Genomic DNA, 24054 nt, shown 5'->3' with positions numbered 1-24054 from the left:
TTAATCCTATTTTGGAATCAGTGGTTTATTTTATTTAACTATATTGTAATTATATTAAAAATTTATTCTTCACACTCTATCAATAGTTTTTCTTCGCTTAAGATTTCTTGTTCTTCTAAAGTGCTTTCATTTTCTATATCAAAGTTAGATAAACTTTCAGTAATGCTCTTTAATTTAAACGTACTTACTTTTTCTTTTAATGTAACAGATTGACTGGAAAGTTCTTCACTTGAAGCAGCCGTTTCTTCAGCAGTAGCTGAAATAGCTTGAACAACATTTGTAATTTGCATTATTCCTTGATTAACTTGGTTAATGGCAATAGATTGCTCATTAGATGCTATTGCTATTCCCCCAATCAATTTATCTACCTCTTTACTTCCATCTACAATTTCATTCAAGGCTTCAGCTGTAATATTGGCTGTTTTTATTCCATATTTTACATTATTCAATGAATTTTCAATTAAACTAGCTGTTTCTTTCGCCGCATTAGATGACCTCACTGCCAAATTTCTAACTTCCTCCGCAACAACTGCAAACCCTTTACCATGTTGCCCTGCCCTAGCAGCTTCTACTGCTGCATTTAAAGCTAAAATATTAGTTTGAAATGCAATTCCATCTATAACCTTAATAATTTTAGAAATATTATTAGAGGAAATAGTTATTTCATCAATGGCTACTAGCAATTTTTGCATTTCAATATTTCCTTTACTTACGTTATCCTGAACTTTATTAGTTATGTTCTTTGCTTTAGAAGTATTTAAAGCATTATTTTTAATCTGTGCAGATATTTCTTCAATAGAAGTAGTTAATTGTTCAATTGAGCTTGCTTGTTCCGTAGCCCCTTGTGCTAAAAACGAACTAGAATTAGATAACTGATTGGCTTTATCTGCTACTTGTTCAGATACGAAATTGATGTCTGTCATTGTTTCATTTAAATTATTTACCATCAGTTGAAATGTTTTTGCCATTTCTCCAATTTCATCTTTTGAATTTACATCTAAATGTACATCAAGCTCTCCTTGAGCTATTTTATCTGCAGCTTTTAATACTTTTTTTATTGGTTTATTAATAACTCTAGCTATAAAAAAAGCTAAAACAATAGATAGTGAAAATCCCACAATAATAGTAACAATCAAAATAATTATAGAAAGCCTAGAAGTTGAATTTACTTCTAAATTCGTATTAGCAACAGTCACATTATTCATAACAATTAATCTTTTTAATGATGATGACACTTTTATATATGACAACATGTTTGTGTCTGACGATATTCTAGCCATTAGCTCTAGTTTACTTTTTCTTGCTTCAAAATCTGCTATAGAAAGCTGATCATATTCTTTTGCTAATGCAATTATTTTATCTACGTCTTCTCTCCACTCCTCCCAAGCAACAAGAAACTTATCCCACTCGTATTCTTCATTTTTGGTTTTCGGTAATTCTCCGTAAATATCCAATGACTCCTCTGCTTCCTTAAGTTTTAAATCAAAATTGGTATATTGGTTATCCCTTATATATCCAGTAACTTTATCTGATAACAAAGCTTTTTCTACAGAATTCATAGATGCTTGAGCTTCTGCTATTGCTAATAAAGCTGTTGTTGCTGGAAAGCTTACTTTTGTAATTTCATCCATTTTTTTATTAGTATTTGTTATAGCTAAAAGGCCTACTCCTCCAATAATGGTTCCCATAAAAGCAATTAATAAATAACTACTTATCAATTTTGTTTTGATCTTTAGGTTTCTAAAATGTTTCATGTATATCCCTCCGTATTCTTTTGCTAATCATTCTAATTCTTGTTTAAAATTACAATAATTTGTGACAACGTTACCATAAATTTATTCTTTCTATATAGCTTATTCAAAGATACACACTTGTTATTGAAAATAAATTCTTTATATAATTATATACCAGATTAGAAACTTATCCAAGTATTACAATGCGTTTTCCATGTATTCTCAATAATTTTTTAATATAAATTTGGTTTATATTAAAATAATCATACTACTTTTCACTTTAATATTTAGATAATAGGAATTTTACCTACTGCCGTCCCATATAAAAAACTTTTAAGCCCACAGTAAAAAATTGTGGGCTTAAATTTACAAATTATTTTTAGATTATTAATAACAAATAACTGGAATACCAGACTCTATATTATTAAACAGTTCCTTAGCTAAATAGTATGGCGAATTTATACACCCATGGGAACCACTTGTTTTATATATTGTTCCACCAAAAGAACTTCTCCAACTGGCATCATGAATTCCAATTCCTCCATTAAAAGGCATCCAAAAGGTAACCGGTGCTGCATAATCTGCACCTTTTAATACAACGTTTTTTTGTTTATATTTTAATATATAAATACCTTGTGGCGTAGTATGTTTAGAACTCACACTCCCTGTTACAACAGGACCTTCTGATATTAAAGAACCATTTTTATAAAACCATAAATACTGACTGGCAAGATTTATTTCTACATATGTGCTACCAATATCATTGGTGTCTCGACATAATGCTGTCTGAGTATAGATAGGCTCTTTAGTTATAACTTCCCCTACTTTTATTGATTCAATTAAAGCTTGTGCTTCTTTAACTTTATCAATAGTCCATCCATAATCGCCTCCCGATATTTTTATTTCATTTCCTGATGATGTAACAAAATTTCTTGTTGCACCAACCGTATTATACTTTCCTGCAATAGTTTCTGTATATTCTTGAATTTTCTTTTCATCTAAATTCACTTTCATATTTTCATCAACTATAATCCATTTATTTATTATTGCCCCATCTAAAATCTCTTCATTATTTCCAAAAGTATAAGTAATTTTTGATGAAACATATTTATTAATCAAGTTTTTAGTATCTATCACCTTTTGAGAACTTGAAGTATATTCAGGTTTTACATAACACTTGATTGATTCTAAATCTATAGAAGTTTTCTTATTGAGTATTGCATCTATCAAATACTTATTTAAAATATATTTATCCACCTTATTCCCATTTATTTCACTAACAATCATATAGCCCTTATTAGTATATTTGAAACTAGGGTTTTTAGGCTCAATCACTTTATTGCTATCAAAACAAGCTAGTTTATCCACTGTATCATTTAATAGTTTATTATTAAATTTAACTTTCTCTACCAACTCAGTATTTTCTTTATTAAAAATTCCCAAAACCCATTTAAAATGATTCTGTTTTTCTTTAGAATCTTCAAAGCCTTCACCCGAATCATATCTCAAGTCAATTTCAGCAGCTTTAATTTGTTCATTTTTACCACCACGTTCTTTTAAATTTAATTCATACTTGCCAAGTTCTGCGTCCATTATTTTATTTACTGTACTGACACTTTTACCTGAAACATTTATACAATTTATTGTAGTCCCGAAATAAAAATGGTTTATAAAATATATTGCCAGTCCAAAATATATACCGAGTATCACACAAATAGAAATTAAAATCCCTGTAAAAATTTTCTTATGATCTTTTATTATCTCTTTAATTGAGTTTACTATTTTATTTTCCGTAATCTCCACCCCTTTGAATTATGAAAATTTATAAATTGTAAACCATCCACCTTCCCTTAATCATTATGTTTTAGTTTCTTTAATAGAAAATTAGACCTATCTTATTTATATTTTATAATAGCCAATAAATATGCTTACATTTTTTATTTTTTAACCATGAAAAAGCTACAACAAATATGCTTGTTGTAGCTTTTTCAAGATATAACTCTTTTTTCCCTTATATTATTCTGTGGACTCTGCTAAATTTGCATCTTTCATATGAATAAATGTAACCTCATTCTTCAATTATTAAAAACTAAAATTATCGATATTATTAAAAATATGTTATACTAAATTTTGAAATATTATATTCATATGAATTTTTTATATCGATAGGAGTTTCAAATGTGGAAAGATTTATTTACAAATGCATGCATACTTATAACAATATTATCTATATCAAGTCAAATAATTACTAACAAAAAAAATAGTATCATTTTTAACCTTAAAACAAAGATTTTATTAGGAATTCTGGGTGGATTTACAACGATTATATTAATTGAGTTTAGCATACACATTACTCCAAAAGTAGTGATGGATTCTAGACATATAACGCAGATATTACTAGCAATATTTGGTGGTTTTGTCCCTACAATAATTGCTGGTTTGCTTTCTGCAGTTTTTCGACTCATATACTTAGGTGTTACTCTTACATCCACTATTGCTTCAATAGGAATATTTACAGTTAGTGTGGGATTAGGGCTTATATCGAAATTTAATATAAATTTTAAACTTAAATGGATTACTATGACCGTCTATAGCTTAACCATCTATAGTATTATTATTAGTGTAATATATGATAACACTCGCAATTTATTGAGTATTCTTTTAATTTATTGGGTAATCTCAATAATAGTTACAATAACTATATACTACTTAATTCAATATTTTACAAAGGTATACAACCTATTTCAAAATCTTAAAAAGGAATCTTCAAAAGATTTCTTAACTGGATTAAATAATACTCGGCAGTTTGACCTTGCTTATAATAGTCTTCAAAATATCGTTTCTAATGAAAAAAGAGTATCCCTATTGATTTTAGATATAGATCACTTTAAAAATATAAATGATACCTATGGTCATGTTGCAGGAGATGAAGTTTTAAAAGAGATGAGTCTTGTGTTACTTAAATCCTGTGAAGAAAATTATTTTGTTTCTAGGATTGGCGGAGAAGAATTTACAGTAATTATAAAAGATTTACCCATGAATGAAATTCTTGCCATATCTGAGCGCATAAGAATAAATATGGAAAAACATCTTTTCTCAATCCCGAAGAATAAACACTTACAAATAACAGTTTCTATAGGAGTTGCAATGTATCCTGACACTGTTGATAATACAAAAAATTTAAAAGAAGTTGCCGATATCAAATTGTATGAAGCGAAAAGAAGTGGCAGAAATAAAATTTGTTTCTAACTAGTAAAAAAATACCCACAGTTATGCTTTTACACTGAAGGTATTTTTTTTATATCTATTTTTATCATGCTTATAAATTTATGGTCAGTAACTCCTACATACCATAAATCACACTAGACAAAAGATTTACGACCCAAAAACATTAAAAATCTTCTTTAATTCTTTTCAAATAATCAACTTTTAAATATTGGCACAAACCCTCAATAATTAAATCATGATCCATTGCTACAGAAATGCCTGACACAATAATAGTTCCAATTATTCCCATTCCTTCAACGTTGATTGGGAATGCTCCCCCACATATAGAGTATTCCATAGGGTCTAAAAACCAATCTGCAAGAGTTATGTTTTGTACCTTTAATGTGGCATAAGCACGCATAGAACTCATTGCTTTTACCTTCACTGTATTTTCTTTTCTTTCCATCCAATTTTTATGGTCTAGTCCGGTACCATCAAATCCATATTGGAAAACAGTGTAGCCATTATTTAATTTAATACTTATAGCTGCAGGAAAATTATTTTTTCTGGCCTCTTCTACAATGATACTTCCTAATTCCCATGCATCTGCATTTGTAAAATGTTTAAATTTTAAAACCTCTTCTTGTTGCTTCAATATTTCTAAAATTTCTAAATATTCCATAAATTACTATCCTTTAGTTTAAGTTAAAAATTCAAAAAGAAACTTTCTCACCAATCTTTCAGTGGAAAAGTCTCTTTTTGTACATATAAAACATAGAAATTTATATCAGTGATTTATGTTACATTGCATAAGGGGATTTTTCACTTAATTTTGTAGCTATTGCATTTCCTATGAAAATCAAAATACCTTGTATAATTAATTGATCATAGAATGGTACCCCAATTAAGTTTAATCCATTTGTCAAAATAGCCAATAAACCTACACCAATAACTGTTCTTATAATTGATCCTTCTCCACCATTCATACTTGTACCACCTATAACTACACCACCAATAATTATAAGTAAAATAGTATCTCCTACACCTGGTATTGCATTACCTAAGTTTGCTATACTTATAAACCCTGCTACGCCAGCAAATAATCCTGATAATAAATATACACTCATTTCAAGTTTTCTTACATCAATACCTGTATATTCTGCTGTTTTGCGATTACTTCCAAACAAAATAACTTCTCTTCCCCATGTAGTCTTTGTAAGTAATACAGAACTAATAATAATCATTACTATACTTATTACTGTAACACTTGGGATTCCTGCAAAAAAGCTAAATCCAAAATTCATAAGAGCTTCAGGCGTTCCCTTAACCGCAATACCTTGAGAAACAATAAATGCTATTCCTCTAGCAACAAGCTGAGTACCCATAGTTGTTATAAATGGTGTCATGCCACAATATCCAATAAGTATTCCATTAAACAACCCAAAAATAATTCCTACACTTAAAGCTACAATTAGCCCAAGAAATATATTTCCTGTATGAAGCATTACCGTACCAGAAAGAACAGCGCTGGCACTTACCACTGTAGAAATTGATAAATCTATTCCACCGGTAAGCAACACTAGTGTTTCACCAATTGCCGCTATCATTATTATTGCATTTCCAGCCATTATTGTTTTCATATTTCCACCAGTGAAAAAAAACGGTGAAATAACTGAGAAAGCAATGGTTAACAATAATACAATAAAAACAGTAGGGTATCTATTGGCAATAGTTAAAGTATTATGCAACTTATTTACTTGATTTTTATTATTGTTATTAACCTTATTCATACTATGTCACTCCTAAAGGGGCACCCCCATTCTTATTATTATTATTGTACTCCCCAAATTTTATCTTTATTAGCTTCAATATCTTTATTTGAGTAAAATTGACCTGGAATAACTGTATCTGTATCTATTGTTTTGCCACCAATTAAATCAATAGCATTTTGAACTGCAGTTTCGCCAGTAGTTTTTAAATCCATAACTACTATTCCATCAGAAACTCCTTTTACAGTTGCTTCATATCCATCTTTGCTACCATTTATCCCACAAACTACTACGTGACCATCTTCTCCTACTAATTTTAATTTTCCCATATCAGTAAGTACTGTTTCAACACTTGGTATTTGAGTATCTGTAGCACAGTATACCGCTCTTATATCTCCGTTTGCTTGGAATGCATTTTGAGTAGCATCTAATGCTTTTTGTGAATCCCAATCTGTAGGCATTTGAATAATTTTTGCATTTGGTAATGCTTTAAATGCTTCATTGAATCCTTTACTTCTATCGATACCATTTTGGTCATTTAATGCTCCAAGTAATTCAAGTACCACTATTTCACCTGTTTGATCTTTTAATTGTTCCACCATATATTCACCAGCTGCCAAACCATCTGCAATTGAATCTGGACCAACAAATGTGTTTATTGATTTACTTTCTGGTAAATCTCTATCAAAAGCAACAATAGGAATTCCAGCATTTTTTGCTTTTACTAATGCAGTTTCAATTGTGTTTTGGTCTACTGCACATACAAGAATGGCATCAACTTTTTGACTTATTAAAGATTCAATTTGTGAGTTTTGATTTTGTGCATCTCCATCTGCAACTACTTCGATTACTTTATACCCATTTTTTTCCGCTTCACCTTTTGCTGCCTCTACAACAGCTGCTCTACTTTCAAAAAGTTGGTCAATAGAAAATCCTAAGGTTTTTGTTCCTTCTGATTTCTGTTCTGTTGAGTTACTTGTACTTCCAGTACTAGCCGTCTTTCCACTAGTACATGCAGCTAATGATGCAACTAAAACAACTGATACCAATACACTTAATAATTTTTTCATAAATTAAAACCTCCCCTTGATATTTTGGTTTATTTTAAGACTTTACTCTACCGAACATCTAATTCTATTTGCCTTTTGTTCTAATAAGAGTTTAGATTGTCTTCCTATTGAGATTTTTTCAATCATTACAGCTGCTAAAAGCACTCCGCCTTTAACCACATCATATATATATGGAGATGCATTTATTAAATTTAGTCCATTATCAATTAAAACTAAAAATACAGCCCCAATTACACTACCAATAATTGTTCCTGAACCACCAGATAATTTAGTTCCACCAAGAACTACTGCTGCTATAACAGTGAATTCAATCCCAATACCCATTCCTGATTGAAGTCCTCCAACTCTAGCTATAAGTATTAAAGATCCAATGCCTGCAGTAAATCCACCAATTATGTATACAACTATTGTAACAAAATAAACAGGTATATTCGACTCTTTTGCAGAATTTTCTGAATTACCTATAGCCATAGCGTATACACCCAACTTAGTTTTAGTGAATAGATATGTGCCAATTATAAAAATAATTAACAAAAGAATAATTGGAACAGGAACTCCCATTACCCTCCCATTACCTAGGAAACCTACCTCTCTAGGAACTGGAATGTTTTGTGCTGATGTTAAATGTATAGCCATTCCTCTATATATTGTGTAAGTTGCCAAAGTAGTAATGAGGGGAGCTATCTTAAATTTTACAATTAATACTCCATTTATTGCTCCTAACACAAGAGCAAAAAGTATTGCTATTGCAAACACCAATGGAATAGAATTATTTGTCTGCATAAGCTTTGCAAATAATGAGGATGTAAAAAATAAAATTGCACCTATTGATATATCAATACCTCCAGATAATATTATGAAAGTCATTCCTATTGCCATAATACCAGTAATGCTTGATTGAACTAAAATACTTTGCATATTAGTTACTTTCAAAAATGCCGGGGAAAGAAAGGACAATATAAACCCTATAAATATTGTTGCAAATGCTATTGAAATCCATCTTTTTTTAGACAAAAATTCTTTGAATTTTTCCATCAACATATCCCCCTTTCTTCAGCATTTTTATATGCAGAACTTGCTGCCATAGAAATAATTTTTACAGAGTCAAATTCGTCTTTATTTACTTCCCCTACAATATGGCCAGTCCTCATTACTAAAATCCTGTGACTTAAGGTCAATAATTCAGGCAAATCAGAAGAAACAATAATTACAGCAACTCCTTTTTTTGCAAAATCTGCTATCATGTTATGAATATCAAATTTTGCTCCAATATCAACACCTTTTGTTGGTTCATCCAATATTATTATTTCAGGTGTTGTAGATAACCATCTTCCTATTATGACTTTCTGCTGGTTACCACCACTCAAACTTGTAATTTTAGATTCTATATGAGGTATGGAAACATTCATTTCTGCAACAACTTTTTTAGTTTCAAGTGTTTCTCCTTTAAATCCAAGTCTTTTTACTTTTCTTTCAATAAACCGGATTATACTAGCTGCTGAAATATTTTCTCTAACCGATCGATTTGGGAAAATCCCATTAGCCTTTCTATCTTCTGTAACAAAACACACTTTTCTTTCTTTCATCTTGGCAACGGTTACATTAGGCACAAGCTCATTGTTAATATAAATATTGCCTTCTGATTTTCTTACTCCAAAAATTGATTCAATTACTTCCGTTCTACCTGCACCTATTAATCCTGCAATTCCAAGTATTTCTCCTTTTTTAACTGAAAATGAAACATCATGAAAATCATAGGAATTTAAATGTTCAACTCTTATAGCCTCTTCTTCTCTTGGTGTTCCAATATCTACTTGGGATTCTCCAATAGTTCTTCCAACCATCATTTCTTCCAAAGCATTTCTTGAAACATCTTCAATATTTCCATGTCCGACTTGTTTTCCATCCCTGAGTACAATATATTTATCACTCATACTTAATATTTCATCCATAAAATGAGAAATAAAAAGAATTGCAATACCCTTTTCTTTTAAACGTCTCATAATTGTAAATAATTTTTCTCTTTCTGGTGCAGTTAAAGATGTAGTAGGTTCGTCCAATATTAATAATCGATCTGAACGAAGTAATGCTTTAGCAATTTCTACTATCTGCTGTTTACCCACACTTAAAGATTCTACTAATGTATTAGGGTCAATGTCAGTACCTAGAAAATCTAACTGTTCTTTTGAAATTCTTTGAGCTTTTTTCCAATCCACATTTCCTGCACTACCAGGCAATTGAGTAATACATATGTTTGCTGCTACTGATAAACTTTGAAATAAACTTAGTTCTTGATGCACCGCTGAAATACCGTGTTCAAAACCATTTATATGTTGAATTTCAGCCCCATCAACAAAAATTTGTCCTTCAGTAGGTTTCAACAATCCACATAGCATATTCTTTAATGTTGATTTTCCTGCACCATTTTCTCCAACTAGTGCAATAATTTCTCCAGGATAAAGATCAAAGGATACACCATCAACTACTGTTTTGCCCGAAAAAGCCTTTTTGAGATTTTTAACAGATAAAATGGGTTCAACTACTGAATTTTGCATTTTTTACTCCTTTCCCATTGCATGTCACAATACTAGTATTAATTACACAACCTCATTTGCTATACTCTTTATATTAAAATAATAACAAATTAATCCATTTGATAAAATAAAGGATTTCTAGATAATATTTTAAATTTTCTAGTTATAGCTATATTTAGTTAAGTTGCGCTATTAAATTCACCATGATATAATTAATTTGAAAATATTACTATTTTAAAAGAGGTAGTAAAAACAATGAAAATAAAAAAAATCAACACTCTATTTGATAAAGTAAAAAAAACAAGAAAGTTTTCAAATCAATTATTCGTGAATTTTTTATTACTAGCAATTATTCCCGTTTTAGTAACATCTTTTGTTTCTTATGTTATATGCTATAAAGCAATTTTAAACAATTCAGTTTCTTTATCTCATGAAATAACAAACTACGCTTCCCAGGAAATAAATCGTTTACAAATTGTAACGAATAATATTGCTGCCAGTATACAAAATAATCCTGAGTTACAGGTAGTTATGCGCTATTCTGATAAAAACAGTCCTTACAATCTTATTAGTAATTTTCAAATTAATACTTCTTTAAGTTTAATTCAAAAAAGTTCTATGCCTGAAATAGCTGGGATTTACTGCATAAGTAACAATGGCGGCCAATATCAAACAAATACTACTTCTGTACAAAAAAAAGATTACTCGATTTTTTCTTGGTATAAGAATATTATTTCTTCAAAGGACCCTATATGGTTTCCACCCCATATGAATTCTTTTGTCTCTCTTTCCGCCGACAGAGAGTTTATATCTTATGGTGTTCCTTTTATTGATTATATAACGAATTTACCAATCGGTATTATTATTATAGATATTGAAACATCAACTTTTTTTGATATATTAAATAATAGTACTTGGGTTGAATCAAACCATTATTATGTACTTGATGATATGGATAATATTATTTTTTCAAGTAATCCCGATATAAACTTAGATTCTTCTTTAAATAACAGTGAATCTCTAGAAAATATTAAAAACTCAAAATATTATTACTCACAAACTTTATCTAATAGTTGGAAAATTATTGGTGTAATTTCAGAAAATAAAATTGCAAAAAGCACCCTTTTATATCTATATATTTTTATAATTATAATGCTAATAATAGCCATACCTTCAACATTTATCATTTCCCTTCGTAGAGCTAAACAAATATCTCAGCCTATTGATATGTTAACTAGATATATGCTTGAGGTAGAAAATGGTAATTATGACATTAAGATGAATATACCTAATACAAACGATGAAATAGTTACTTTATATCATAGCTTTGAAAAAATGGTTTCAAAATCAAATGAATATATGGCTGAAATCAAATATGAACAGAAGGAGTTGCAAAAAGCAAATTTCAAAGCTCTTCAAGCCCAAATCAATCCCCATTTTTTATATAATACAATGGATACCATCGCTTGGAATATACGCCTTGATGAGAAAGATAAAGCAATAGCTGCAATTATGGCTTTAACAAAATTCTTTAGGTCATCTTTAAGAAAAGGGGAAGATATTATTACTTTACAGCAAGAAATGGAACAAATTTCTCTTTATTTACAAATTCAAGAGCTTAGATATGGTGATATGTTAGATTATGATATTGAGCATAATCCAGCATTAAACAATTATATTTTGCCTAAATTAATACTTCAACCTATTGTAGAAAATGCTATTTACCATGGCATAAAAAATAAAGAAGACAAGGGTCATATACTTATTACTACTATAGACAAAGAAGATTATATAATTATTTCTATAACTGATAATGGCATAGGAATTACCCCTGATCAATTAACTTTACTCAATGAGATGGTTCATGATAGTTTTTCTTCAAATACAGATTCTGCTGGAGGATATGGTGTTAAAAATGTAAGTGAACGAATTAAAATTTATTTTGGTGAAGATTATGGACTTTATTATATGAGCGAATATAGTAAGTATACAACAGTTCATATAAAACTTCCTAAGATAGATAAAGAATTGGCAAACAATACTCTAAAAATTTGAAAGGAGCATTTCAAAGTGATAAAAGTATTAATTGTAGACGATGAATATACAATAAGGAAAGGACTTGAAAAAACAGTTCCCTGGCAAAAATATGGTTACTCTGTTGAATATACAGCTAAAAATGGCTTAGATGCCCTTGATTATTTTAAAGAAAATTATGCTGACATAGTTATAAGTGATATAAAAATGCCTCTTATGGATGGTCTTGAGTTACAAAAAAAACTACATTCAAAATATCCGGAATTACCTTTTATTTTTATTAGTGGATATGAAGATTTTAAATATGCCAAGGAAGCTATGAAATATGGAGCTTTTTCCTATATACTTAAACCTATTGATATCGATGAATTACTAACTGAGGTAAATCGTGCCCGTGAAGAATATAATCTTGATTCATATAATGTACCATTAAAAAATATCATTGAACGTAATTTTTTTGATTTTGATAAAGCGTGGAATTTTTCAAATTATGAATATTTATGTAATGACTGTGAAAATAATTATTTTTGTGTTGTTACTATCAGATGCCGTCATGACGACATGAAATCAAATATATTTTTATTGGCCTTTCAAAGTAAAATACAAGAAATTATGAATAAGTGTTTTCCTAAAAAAAATTATGTGTTGATAGAAGCTTCATCAAGAGGCATTGTTTTTTGTATTATGAACAGCGATGACAAAATATTAAAATATAATATTGCCAAGGTGGTAAACTTAATGAGTGAAAAATTAGGAGAATCCTTTGCTCTTCCTTTCGGAGTATGGACAGGCGGTATTTATAAAGGTATCTCTAAGCTTATTGATTCTTATTTTGAATCATTTAATAATGATACCTTTAGATTCTCAAATAATATTGAATCCAACGAGTTAGGATTTCATGATACTTTTGATTTTGATGTTTATAACTCCTTATTTTCTAATGAAGATAAAATAATACGTATGTTATTTGAAGGCAATACTGATGAAGCAAAAAAAGAATTAACAAAGCAGAAAAATAATATAATTGAAAATCACTTATCCATTGAGGATGCTAGGTTATTACTTAGGAATGTATTTTATAAATTTATAGATGGTATTAAAAAATCAGGACAAATTTTGGAACTTCCACATAAATTAAATAGCTATGGTTTTCTTTCTTTTTCCACCTTTGATGATATGTTTGAAAAAACCTTTGAAATGCTAGATGAAGTTGTTACACTAATAAAACCACTGCATTATAATCAAACAAATAAAAGTATGGAAGATGTTAAATCCTATATTAAAGAACATTATTCTGATCCCTATTTATCGCTTACTTCTATTGCTGATTATGTAAATCTTAACCCTTCTTATATAAGCACAGAATTTGCAAAATATGAAGGAGAATGCCTAACAAATTATATAGCTAATATCAGAATTAATCGAGCAAAATACTTATTATTAAATTCTGCATTTAAAATAACTGATATCAGTAACTCCATTGGTTATATTAATCAAACTTATTTCAGCACAGTTTTCCGTCGTTTTACAGGAAGTACTCCCTCTGAGTTCAGAAAAAAAAGGCTTGAGTAACTAAAACTCAATTTTGAGTTTTAGTTACTTCTTTCTTTGTACAAGATTTAATACCATTTAAGCTTACTTTATATCCAAGTCTGAGGTTGTGTTTCTAAAGTTTCTTCACTTTCAAGTGCTTTCTCCATTATAAAAGAAATATATGTATCTTGTAGGGCTTCTTTTAAGGAATAAAATTCTTCCCCTGTATCAACGAAATGTTTCATTCTCTTTAAACAATCTGCAATTGCAATTTCGTCATCATTTAATCTGGCAAACTGAAATGGGTTTTCATACACAAATTCACTACCTAGCATAATACCTTGATGTGACCAATCACTGATATTGTAAATACCATAATCAAGTCTTTTCAACTCTTCAGTTACTCCAATATTTTTTTCGCTTAAATAACGGATTGTCATATCATTAATTTCACCTCGCACACCTTGAATATTCAATCTCCTTGTACGTATTAAAGAAAAGTATTGTTCCCCTGAAAAATCTAAAAATCCAACCTTACCATTTTCAAACTCTATCGTAGCTAAACTCCTATCAGATTCTATCATAGTACCACTTCTATCAATTCCTACTCTTGAATTAGTTTTTGTCACATTAAACATGTATTTTTTCCCTGAGATTTTGCAATTTTCATATTGTATCCCAAGTATTTTTCTGAAAATACTTACTGCATGATATCCATGGAGTGCAGATAAAGTCATATTTGAAACATCACCAATAAAACCTTTTTGAATTACCTTTAACCATGCTGAGTATAATGGTTGTAGAAAATATTGCTCTGCAATTTGAATCCTTCCATTATATTTTTCTTTGATTTGCCATAATTGATTTAATTCATCTACATCTTTTGCAGGCGGAGTCTCACATAATACTGGTATATTTTTCTCCATTAATTTTTCCAAATATTCTTTCACAATGGCTCTTGGAACACAAAGTACTACAAAATCTGGATTAGTCTTTAAGGCTTCTTCCAAATTTTCAGTAGCAAATATATTCTTTTCTTTTGCTATCTCTTCTGCTCTTTCTTTTGTCCTTAAAACTGCTGCTGATATTGTAAATTGTTCTGGCAAAGCTTTTACAACCCTATAGAAATACTCTGTTCTCCACCCATATCCAATCAATATAAAATTTGCTGTCATGATGCATTCCACCTTTTTTTAACTTATCTATTCAATAATTATTTTACTTTTTTATCTAGAACTTTCCTCAATTCAAGTATAATATTTATATAATAGCAAGTGCAATAAAAACTTTATTTAATCTATAATTTAATGTATCTCTATGAATATTCAACTTCCTTACTATCTCATTCATCTCTTCGTATTATTCAATGTTAAGGATTTATGCATTATATAAATATTTATTAAACTAAAATTTGTTCTAAAAATCCCTGTAGTCTTTCATGTTGAGGGTTTTCAAATATTTGCTTAGATGTGCCTTCTTCAGCAATAACTCCCTCATGTAAAAATATAATCCTATCTGCCACTTCCTTTGCAAATCCCATTTCATGAGTAACCACAATCATAGTCATCCCATCATTTGCAAGTTCCTTCATTACCTTTAGTACTTCTCCTACTAATTCAGGGTCTAATGCTGATGTCGGTTCATCAAATAACACAACTTTAGGTTCCATAGCAAGGGTTCTAGCAATAGCAACCCTTTGTTTTTGGCCACCAGATAACATAGCTGGATATTCATCTGCTTTCTCTTCCAAGCCTACCTTTTCAAGTAATCTATATGCTTGCTTCTTAGCTTTATCTTTATTAATTTTCTTAACCGTCACTGGCCCTTCCATAACATTTTGGATAACTGTCATGTTGGGAAATAAATTGAAACTTTGAAAAACCATCCCCACTTTTTTTCTTATATGATTTATATCAGACTCATTTAGATTTACCATTTCTTTATCAATCCATATTTCTCCGCAATCTTTCTTTTCTAAAAAGTTAATACATCTGAGTAACGTACTTTTCCCAGAACCACTAGAACCAATCATACAAACAACTTCACTTTCATTTACTGTCATATCTATACCTTTAAGTACTTCAAGCTCTCCATAGTATTTATGCAAATTCTTTATTTTAATCATATTAACTCCTTTCATTTACTTTTAATTTCAACTCGATAATATTTAATATCTTTGTTAATCCCATAGTAATTATTAAATAATAGCCTCCAGCAACAAATAAAATTGGGAAAGTTTTAAAAGTTGCCGCTGAAAATTGTCTTGCTAATAGAATTATTTCCGTTATTGTTATAACACTAGCCAACGAAGAATCTTTTACAGCAATTATAAATTGATTTCCAAGTGCCGGTACAGACCGTTTAAATGCTTGTGGTAGAATAACTCTTTTCATTGCTTGTAGTTTTGTCATCCCAATTGATCTAGCTGCCTCCATTTGCCCATAATGAATAGATTCAATTGCGCCTCTAAAAATTTCACTAATATATGCTCCATTATGAAAAGCCAATCCAATAATTGCAGAAGGAAACCTACCTATTTTTATACCTATGCTGGGTAACACATAGAAAATAAAAATTAATTGTAATAACAGCGGAGTTCCCCTAACTATAGTTATATAAATATCCGTTATCCTCATCAAAAACTTTTTCCGTGATAATTTAAGTAATACAGCAACTAAACCAAATACCATACCGAAAATAATAGAAAAAAATGATAACCCTAATGTAGCTACTACACCTGGAATAAACTTAGGTGCGAATGTAATTGCTGTAGAAAAAAAAACTATTATACTGTGAAAAATAGATATTAATACTTGCATTAATACATGTCCCCCATTCTTAATAAATATATAACTTCATAACAAAGGGTAATATTTTAGAATATTACCCTTAAAATCAAACTTCTAATAATGTTTATTTATTCAAAATATTAACTCCAAACCATTTATCGCTGATTTCTTCATAAGTACCATCTTCTATAATTTTTTTCAAAGCAGCATTTACTTCTTCCAATAACTTAGTATCATCTTTTCGAATTGCAATTCCAATTTCTTCAGCATATAAAAGAGGTCCTATAGGTTCTAAGTCTACACTGTATTTTTGAGGCGCTTGCAACCCAACAAATTTCCCTGTAACTAATCCATCTGAACGCTTTTGTTCTGCCGCCATAATGTTATCAACATCACTTTCAAATTGAAGAATCTCTTTTATATTTCCCATTTCTTTTAATGCATCATGAAAGGTTGTACCAGTAACAACCCCAACTTTTCCATCTTTCAACTCTTCAATGGAATTTAATCCCGAACCCTTCATTGCAAAGAATTGTGCTCCATCATAATAATATGGACTAGTAAAATTTACTTCTTTTAGTCTTTCTTCAGTAATTGACATACTTCCAATAATCATATCAAATTTTTTACCAGTCAATCCTGCAATAATACCATCCCATGCTGTGGTAATCGGTTTAGCTTTTACCCCCAGTTCATTTGCAATTGCATTTGCAATATCAATATCAAACCCTGTTAAATCTCCATTGTCATCTATAAAATTGAACGGTGGGTATGCTCCTGTCATTGCAAAATTCATTTCTTTATCTTCAATTATATTTTCATAAGTAGTCTTTGAAGAACTCCCACAAGCTGTTAATACAAATAATAAAATCCCCGTCATAATTAAATACATAAACCTTTTAATCATTATTAATCCCCCTACAGTTTTAGTTTATATTTTTTAGAAGTGTTTTTACCTTATATATTTATAATTGTTAAATAAAGCTATTAACGAATACAAAAAAAGCACTCTAACTCTATTTATAATAGAGTTAGAGTGCTTAAGTTTCACTTTAATTAATTAAAGCTCACATTATACCACGAAAACATAGTATAGTTTATGACCACTTGATCCTAAACAAGCCACAGTTCTAAAAGATAATATTTTTCAACGAAATTTTCACTCTTCTTTTGTTAACTAACAAACCACCACATTAAATTTATAATACGTTGATAAGCTCATTAACAGGCTAATAATCCCATCTACTTCACAATATATATAGTAAAACACTTCCTATTAAATTATATACTTGTTGGCTATTCCTGTCAAATTCTTTACCTAAGATATCATAACTTATATTTTTTTAATTCCATATACCATCCTCAATAAATCAAAATCGGAATAAATGCAATACATACTGCAATAATACTTACCACTCCATTAAAACGGTAAGTATTCCTTAAATATTAGCCAAACTAATCTCTACAAATATTTAGTAATCTATATGATTAACCAACAAAAGTAAGTTCAACTAAAATAGTGTCAACTAGTAAAATCCTTAATATACTATTATTATGTTAAATAATATTTAAAGAAGGTAAAAATGAGTACTTTTAATCCCAAAAAACTTTCAGTAGATTTTCAATTGGTTACCCCCACAATCCCAATTATGCCCAGAATATACACCCTTACCCATTCAGATCTAACCGCTGAACTTTTTCTAAATATAGGCTTAAAATATGCCTATGATAAAATAAATGCTATGAGAGATGAAGTGCTTGGTGAGTGGTTTAAAATAGGACCCAACTATTTTTTCTATGTTCACTTATATGTAGATGGTGACTTAGGCCCCACTGTAACCGCTATACGAAATGCAATATTTATACGAGAATTACCCCTTGCTCTGCAAGCTATAAGATATGGCGATAATAAATTCTTTAGTGCTTATCCTGAATTAGATAATGTACCAATATTAGTTTACTTTAATTCAATAAATCCTTATTTCAACAGAATAGAAAATTGGGGGACTTTTTCAGATTATAATTTAACACGATTCGAAAGAAGATGTTTGCCTGATTCTTATAATGGAGTGGATTTAACCAATGTTAAATGTTTAGATTCCGAAAAAAAGAGAGATACAAAACTTGAAAAGGCTTTTATAGAAGCTTTTAACCTAGACCCAGTAGAGGATAAAATAACCTATTACTATAATAGAATTGACCTTGATGAAGATGGAAAACCCGAAATATTTGTATATCTTATAGGCCCTACAGTATGTGGCACTGGTGGCTGTAGTGCAGCAATTTTTAAGCAATCCCTCAACAGGTATGAACTTATATCAAAATTTTCACTAGTTCGTAATCCTATTATTATCACCAATAATAAAACAAATGGTTTTGGTGATATACTCATGTTTGTTTCAGGGGGAGGTATTAAGAGCTTTATAGCTGAATTAAAATACACAAAAAACGGTTACCCATCTAATCCTTCTGGGCAACCCAGATTAAAACCGGGAACAACCGTTAGCGGCGTAGCTATCATTGCTAACGAAATAACTAATAGTTCAGGAATAACAATTTAATGTATAATAGTTTTTGTCTTATACCTAATATAGAACTAATTTAAAATACCTACCGCCAAGATACATTACGGTAGGTATTTTAAATTAAATTTTTAGTTTTTTACTTAAATTTCCCATTATACTTTTAGTGCATTTATTATAATTGCATTTCCTTGAGGTGGAATACTCATAGTTAATATACCATTGAAAATAATATCTACTTCATCCCCAATTTTTAATTCATCAAAAGTTGTGACTATTGTATATTCTCCTATATGAAAAATATATTCATTTCCCTTTTCATCTGCAATTAGTAATGATCTTTTTTTATCCTTAACTATAATCTTTTTTATCTTTCCTGTAACCATTTCATATTTATCTTTTTTCACTTCTTTTTGTTCATTTTCAGGAACAGCATTAGTTAACCCATAAACATTATTACAAAATCCTGTAAAGCACATAAAAGATATGAAAAATACCACAAATATTTTAGCTTTCATTTACAACATCCCTTCTCATAGTTTTTCTATCTATGATTATTATGTGCTATTTTAATTTTATAATTCATGACTCTCCTCTTAGAAGTTTTTCTGAAATGATATTAAATTTTCTATTTAAAAAATATAGCCGTGCCTAAGAAATATTACACTGAGTTAAAACTAGTTCTTTTTGAATTGCAAGGAAATTGCATACCCATTAACTTTGCAAAGCGAACAGAATCTATAATTGAGGCAATTCATGAAAATGAATTGAAAGAATTCATCATAATTTTAGAGGAAGGAAAATCAAGCCTCACCAATGCAGGAAGAAAAAGAGTAGATAAGATAAATATATTCCTATGGTTAAACTACTAAAAAAGAAATGATGGAGACTTTTGAATTCTCCATCATTTCTTTTCGTACAAAACTCTATTTCCAGTGTCCTTTTTTAATACAATTGATTCATACATGCCCCTATCTACTTCAGCTTTAAAAAATAATCCATCCTCAGGCCTATCTTTTAATGGAAAATCATCTTCTACAACATCCTTATATTCAAAAGAATCACCCATGGGCACTTCATCTAATTTTGCTGTATCTATATGACTTTTTTTATGCATTGTTAGCCTCCCTATTATATCTCCGGCATACCTTTCACAGGTTCTTTCATATCAGGATCCGTCTTTAATGTGATGGGATTTGCACTCTTCTTATTAGTTGTTTTATTATCATTATTTTTCTTTTCTCTGTTTTTTTTACTCATAATAAATACTCCTTTCAAAATTATATTCTCCAAAATATTACGTATTATTCTTAAATACACTTAAAAATACTGGATAAATAATAATACTCATAGTTACACGCTCTGAAAGTGATGAAAATCAATTTCTTTATAAAACCTAAATTTTCGCTTACAAAAGGCCCCGCCACAAAAGATGAAGGCAATCAAATCAGCACCAATATCCCAACCAAAACCAAACAATATCCAACACACAAAGCAACTCTCAAAATAGAAAACACAAAATTCTTCTCACTATAAACCAAACATCCCCTAGAGCACCGAGCATCAATACTATCCTTAATCTCTCCCCACCGCTTCATAGTATTCACAAACAAAAGTCCTGCCAATTTTCCTGTATCAGTAATTTTAGCTTTAAATCCACTAAAACCACCTCTCACCAACATAGCTTTATACATTATTCCATACTCGTCTTCAATCAATACAATGAATCTCTCCATGTTCTTAGCAATATCCGTAATATCACTAAGCCAATTCACCTTAGATGCGAAATAAAAAATATCATCAATTGGGGTTGTTAAAACCAAAAAACTAAGAGCCATAGCCCCTGATAAAGTTTTTAGAACCACCACCAAACTATAATAAATACCATAATCAAAAACAAAGGTAATAGTGGATATTAATCCAAACAAGGTTAATGTAACTACAAATTTAACCACCATTTTAATAGGATTCTTGCAAAATAAATGTAAAAAAACAAAAAAACTATTTATCAATCCAGGTATTGCTGATTTTGTGAATCCTAAAATTAATATAGGAAAACAATACCTAAATTTAAAGTTTTGATAGACAAAATTAGTTTTTTTTAATTGTTCTCATCGTTAGATGCCAAATTTCTAAAACTCATTTTTTTCATAACTCGCTTTACACTATCTATTCTTTATACTTTAAATATTTATTTATAATTTCCTGATTAAAAATGCAAATCTGATGTTTAGTTGAATGCTCCTCTCTCTTTCAATACTTATATTAACTCTTCCACAATATAATATTAATACTTAAGTTTTAATTTAATTTCAACTTTTGCTTATTAGGTATAGATTATTCCATGAACCGTGTTAAGAGAATCTGCTCAAAATTGAGTTCACCCCCTTGTTATCAAAAACGATATACACTAATTTTATTTAAAGCTTTTCTGATAACTCAATTTTGAACTCTCCGAAATATCTGCCGTCCGGATTCATAACTTCATATTTATACTCATACAAATATTCATTCAATATAAAAAACATCAGGTTTCCCTGATGCTAAATTTCTCATATTTGTACACTAGTTGGGTAGTGTTCAACCCCTTAGGGATGAATCTTAGCTGATAAGTCTTAACTTTATACTCCTTCGGTGGTTGCGCCCTTTAGTTTATGTTGCTAATCTTACTCTATTCTTTATTATTTAAAGCTTTGTATTTCCTTTTGATATTGATTAATAAAAAACCATTTATAAACGCTATAATTGAAAACATAATTGAAGTATTGAAGAATATATTTCTGTAAACAGATATTTCTCCGCTACTAACTCTATCATTAATTTCAAATCCTAAAAAATAAATCCCAATACCATCGCCATCTATGAAATCTATTTTTAGTTCATTGTATTTTAATAGCAACATAATTATTGATACTACCAAAAGTATCTCTAAAATTAAACAGGTATAGTATTTTTTCTTCATATTTATTACCACCTCCTCATCTATTTATTTGTTATTTTATATTACCTTTCTACTATACATTAAATAGGCGTTTGCGAAACGCCGCACCCCGCATAAAAGCGGGATATTTTTTTAACAAAATAAAATAACTCCTCACTGATTTATGGTAAAATTGAATTGTCGAAAAAACAAAATCACCATATCCTCAGAAAGGAGTTACATATCTATGATAACACATAAACAGCTTTCTTTGGCAGATATTTTTTCTGATTGCAAAGAAAAATTTGAAAACAATAAATCTCTGTTTCTTTCTTTACTTGAAAATACCATTAATCTTGATGATTTAGTTCCTGCTTCCTTCATAAATCATTTTTATGCTTCTACTGGAAGACCTCGTAAATATATGCTTTACGCTATGCTTCGTGCTTTGATTTTGCAACGAATTTTTTCTATTCCTACAGATTCCCTTTTAATTATTTTTCTTAAACATTCTCAATAGTTAAGGGATTTCTGTGGTTTTATTAAAGTTCCTGATGCTTCTAAATTCACACGTTTTAAACAGGATTTTATTTTGGACTTACAATTGATGTTCGACAATCTTGTTGATATTACTGAACCAATTTGCCAACAAATTAATGAAAACCTTGCTTCTATGACTATCTTTGATACCTCTGGTCTTGAAGCTTTCGTCACTGAGAACAACCCTAAATATGCTAACCGCATAATAAAGCAACTGAAAACTTTCAAGAAGATAAAAGGTTTAGATGATTATTATGATCCCTATAAAGCTGCTTATGGTGCTATGCCTTCCCACGCTGACGTTAATCCAGCTATTCAGCAGATGTATATAAATGGGCATTTTTGTTATGCTTTTAAATTTGGTATTATAACTAATGGCCTTGGTATTATAAGAGACATTTCCTTTTACAATAAAGATTTTCTTAAAGCTCATCCGGATATCGTTGTTGAGAAAAAATCTGATTCACCCGATGAGGATAAGTCTCTTGGTGATGCTAAGGCACTTATACCTGTTCTTAAAGATTTTTTTGAAAAACATCCATTGATAAACCCCAAAACCTTCTTGGGTGATGCCGCCTTTGATAGCATTGAGATTTATCGTTACCTTCTACAGGAAGTAAAGTTTGAAAAAGCATATATACCACTAAAAACTAAACTTGCATCAAAAGAATCTGATTGTCCTTTGAACGAAGATGGTATTCCCTGCTGTCCTAACGACCATTCATTACCTATGAAACGAGAAGGTAGTAAAACACACTTACGTTCAGGAATTCCAACAATGAAGTTTGTCTGTCCTAAAATGAAATGGGTCTACAATAAAGAAACTAAAAAAAGTCGTCAAGTAACTTTATGTGAAAATCCATGTACAAATTCATCTTGCGGTAGAATGTTCTATATCTATCCTGAAAAGAATTTACGTTCTTATCCTGGAACCACTCGTGGTTCAGAGGAATGAAATTATACCTATAAAACCCGTTCTGCTGTAGAAAAAAGTATTGAACAATTTAAACACAGTTACTGTATTGCGGGCCGTAGGACGCATAACGAAAAAACTCTTCATGCTGACTTACTTCTTGCTGGTATAACTCAGCTAATAACGGTTGTTGTAGCCAACAAAATACATAAGCATGAATATATCAGAAGTCTAAAACCATTAATTGCTTAGATATTAGCTATTTTTAATTTTTAAATTAAGCGTAGTTTTATTTGTTGCGCCCTTTATTCAAGTTTACTTATTTTAAATCGTAAAAAATTCACTTTTATTTTCCAAAATCATTTTTGAAATTTCTTATTAGCTTTTATTCATTTTTATCAGTGAATTTCGCAATTACCTAATACATTAAATAATCTTGTTCATAATATTTACAAATTCATTAGCACCCTTTACTGCATTTTTTTTACAA

The 24054-nt window shown here is 29.8% G+C and carries 19 protein-coding genes and 2 pseudogenes; 5 read left to right on the top strand and 16 right to left on the bottom strand.

Annotated elements, in window-relative coordinates; genetic code table 11:
* Nucleotides 1-62: 62 nt before the first annotated feature.
* A complete protein-coding gene (locus tag BUB83_RS10405) occupies nucleotides 63-1754 on the bottom strand; it encodes a methyl-accepting chemotaxis protein (protein ID WP_073338402.1) in 1692 nt (563 codons plus the stop codon).
* 366 nt (nucleotides 1755-2120) lie between these two features.
* On the bottom strand, nucleotides 2121-3536 hold the full coding sequence (locus BUB83_RS10400; RefSeq protein ID WP_242950662.1) for a L,D-transpeptidase family protein: 1416 nt from the start codon (nucleotides 3534-3536) through the stop codon (nucleotides 2121-2123).
* 375 nt (nucleotides 3537-3911) lie between these two features.
* Between BUB83_RS10400 and BUB83_RS10395 the strand changes: the two genes are divergently transcribed.
* Nucleotides 3912-4982 (top strand): GGDEF domain-containing protein, encoded by a 1071-nt coding sequence (locus BUB83_RS10395; protein ID WP_073338401.1) that lies wholly within the window; start codon nucleotides 3912-3914, stop codon nucleotides 4980-4982.
* A 142-nt stretch (nucleotides 4983-5124) separates the two neighbouring features.
* Here BUB83_RS10395 and BUB83_RS10390 read toward each other — a convergent pair whose 3' ends face one another.
* From BUB83_RS10390 to BUB83_RS10370, 5 genes are all read right to left on the bottom strand, one after another.
* Nucleotides 5125-5622 (bottom strand): heme-degrading domain-containing protein, encoded by a 498-nt coding sequence (locus tag BUB83_RS10390; RefSeq protein WP_073338400.1) that lies wholly within the window; start codon nucleotides 5620-5622, stop codon nucleotides 5125-5127.
* A 118-nt stretch (nucleotides 5623-5740) separates the two neighbouring features.
* Complete coding sequence (locus BUB83_RS10385; RefSeq protein WP_073338399.1) at nucleotides 5741-6730, bottom strand: ABC transporter permease; 990 nt, start codon at nucleotides 6728-6730, stop codon at nucleotides 5741-5743.
* A 41-nt stretch (nucleotides 6731-6771) separates the two neighbouring features.
* Nucleotides 6772-7779, bottom strand: coding sequence for a sugar ABC transporter substrate-binding protein (locus tag BUB83_RS10380; RefSeq protein ID WP_073338398.1), 1008 nt, complete (start codon nucleotides 7777-7779; stop codon nucleotides 6772-6774).
* A 42-nt stretch (nucleotides 7780-7821) separates the two neighbouring features.
* Complete coding sequence (locus BUB83_RS10375) at nucleotides 7822-8814, bottom strand: ABC transporter permease (protein WP_073338397.1); 993 nt, start codon at nucleotides 8812-8814, stop codon at nucleotides 7822-7824.
* A complete protein-coding gene (locus BUB83_RS10370) occupies nucleotides 8814-10334 on the bottom strand; it encodes a sugar ABC transporter ATP-binding protein (protein WP_073338396.1) in 1521 nt (506 codons plus the stop codon). The genes BUB83_RS10375 and BUB83_RS10370 overlap by 1 nt, the downstream gene beginning before the upstream one ends.
* Before the next feature lie 234 nt (nucleotides 10335-10568).
* On the opposite strand from BUB83_RS10370, the gene BUB83_RS10365 reads away from it, so the two are divergent.
* Both BUB83_RS10365 and BUB83_RS10360 read left to right on the top strand, forming a co-directional pair.
* A complete protein-coding gene (locus tag BUB83_RS10365; RefSeq protein ID WP_073338395.1) occupies nucleotides 10569-12368 on the top strand; it encodes a sensor histidine kinase in 1800 nt (599 codons plus the stop codon).
* A 15-nt stretch (nucleotides 12369-12383) separates the two neighbouring features.
* Nucleotides 12384-13919 (top strand): response regulator transcription factor, encoded by a 1536-nt coding sequence (locus BUB83_RS10360; protein ID WP_073338394.1) that lies wholly within the window; start codon nucleotides 12384-12386, stop codon nucleotides 13917-13919.
* 68 nt (nucleotides 13920-13987) lie between these two features.
* Here the strand turns inward: BUB83_RS10360 and BUB83_RS10355 are convergent, their stop codons facing one another.
* The 4 genes from BUB83_RS10355 to BUB83_RS10340 all read right to left on the bottom strand — a co-directional run bounded on the left by BUB83_RS10355 (nucleotide 13988) and on the right by BUB83_RS10340 (nucleotide 17576).
* The gene (locus tag BUB83_RS10355) at nucleotides 13988-15055 is read right to left on the bottom strand and encodes a Gfo/Idh/MocA family protein (RefSeq protein WP_073338393.1); all 1068 of its coding nucleotides are present in this window, start codon (nucleotides 15053-15055) and stop codon (nucleotides 13988-13990) included.
* 224 nt (nucleotides 15056-15279) lie between these two features.
* Nucleotides 15280-16005, bottom strand: a complete 726-nt coding sequence (locus tag BUB83_RS10350; protein WP_073338392.1) for an amino acid ABC transporter ATP-binding protein — start codon at nucleotides 16003-16005, stop codon at nucleotides 15280-15282.
* A gap of 1 nt (nucleotide 16006) precedes the next feature.
* The gene (locus BUB83_RS10345; RefSeq protein WP_073338391.1) at nucleotides 16007-16699 is read right to left on the bottom strand and encodes an amino acid ABC transporter permease; all 693 of its coding nucleotides are present in this window, start codon (nucleotides 16697-16699) and stop codon (nucleotides 16007-16009) included.
* A 94-nt stretch (nucleotides 16700-16793) separates the two neighbouring features.
* Nucleotides 16794-17576, bottom strand: a complete 783-nt coding sequence (locus BUB83_RS10340; RefSeq protein ID WP_084133510.1) for an ABC transporter substrate-binding protein — start codon at nucleotides 17574-17576, stop codon at nucleotides 16794-16796.
* A gap of 676 nt (nucleotides 17577-18252) precedes the next feature.
* Here BUB83_RS10340 and BUB83_RS22440 point away from each other — a divergent pair.
* Nucleotides 18253-18702: pseudogene (locus tag BUB83_RS22440) on the top strand (staygreen family protein); the annotation flags it as partial.
* A gap of 644 nt (nucleotides 18703-19346) precedes the next feature.
* Here the strand turns inward: BUB83_RS22440 and BUB83_RS10330 are convergent.
* The 5 genes from BUB83_RS10330 to BUB83_RS10315 form a co-directional block, all read right to left on the bottom strand.
* Nucleotides 19347-19709, bottom strand: coding sequence for a DUF3221 domain-containing protein (locus BUB83_RS10330; protein ID WP_073338389.1), 363 nt, complete (start codon nucleotides 19707-19709; stop codon nucleotides 19347-19349).
* A 386-nt stretch (nucleotides 19710-20095) separates the two neighbouring features.
* Nucleotides 20096-20308, bottom strand: coding sequence for a hypothetical protein (locus BUB83_RS10325; RefSeq protein WP_073338388.1), 213 nt, complete (start codon nucleotides 20306-20308; stop codon nucleotides 20096-20098).
* Between the two features lie 14 nt (nucleotides 20309-20322).
* Nucleotides 20323-20469 (bottom strand): hypothetical protein, encoded by a 147-nt coding sequence (locus tag BUB83_RS21925; protein ID WP_159434072.1) that lies wholly within the window; start codon nucleotides 20467-20469, stop codon nucleotides 20323-20325.
* Between the two features lie 164 nt (nucleotides 20470-20633).
* On the bottom strand, nucleotides 20634-21149 hold the full coding sequence (locus BUB83_RS10320) for a CbiQ family ECF transporter T component (protein ID WP_073338387.1): 516 nt from the start codon (nucleotides 21147-21149) through the stop codon (nucleotides 20634-20636).
* 713 nt (nucleotides 21150-21862) lie between these two features.
* The gene (locus tag BUB83_RS10315; RefSeq protein WP_073338386.1) at nucleotides 21863-22153 is read right to left on the bottom strand and encodes a hypothetical protein; all 291 of its coding nucleotides are present in this window, start codon (nucleotides 22151-22153) and stop codon (nucleotides 21863-21865) included.
* Between the two features lie 205 nt (nucleotides 22154-22358).
* Here BUB83_RS10315 and BUB83_RS10310 point away from each other — a divergent pair.
* Nucleotides 22359-23736, top strand: a pseudogene (locus BUB83_RS10310) (transposase).
* The last annotated feature ends 318 nt before the right edge of the window (nucleotides 23737-24054 follow it).

This window comes from Clostridium grantii DSM 8605 (genome assembly GCF_900129965.1).
Lineage (GTDB): Bacteria > Bacillota > Clostridia > Clostridiales > Clostridiaceae > Clostridium_AF > Clostridium_AF grantii.
Note: the sequence above shows the minus strand (reverse complement) of the source record. Positions and strands in the feature narration are given on the sequence as shown.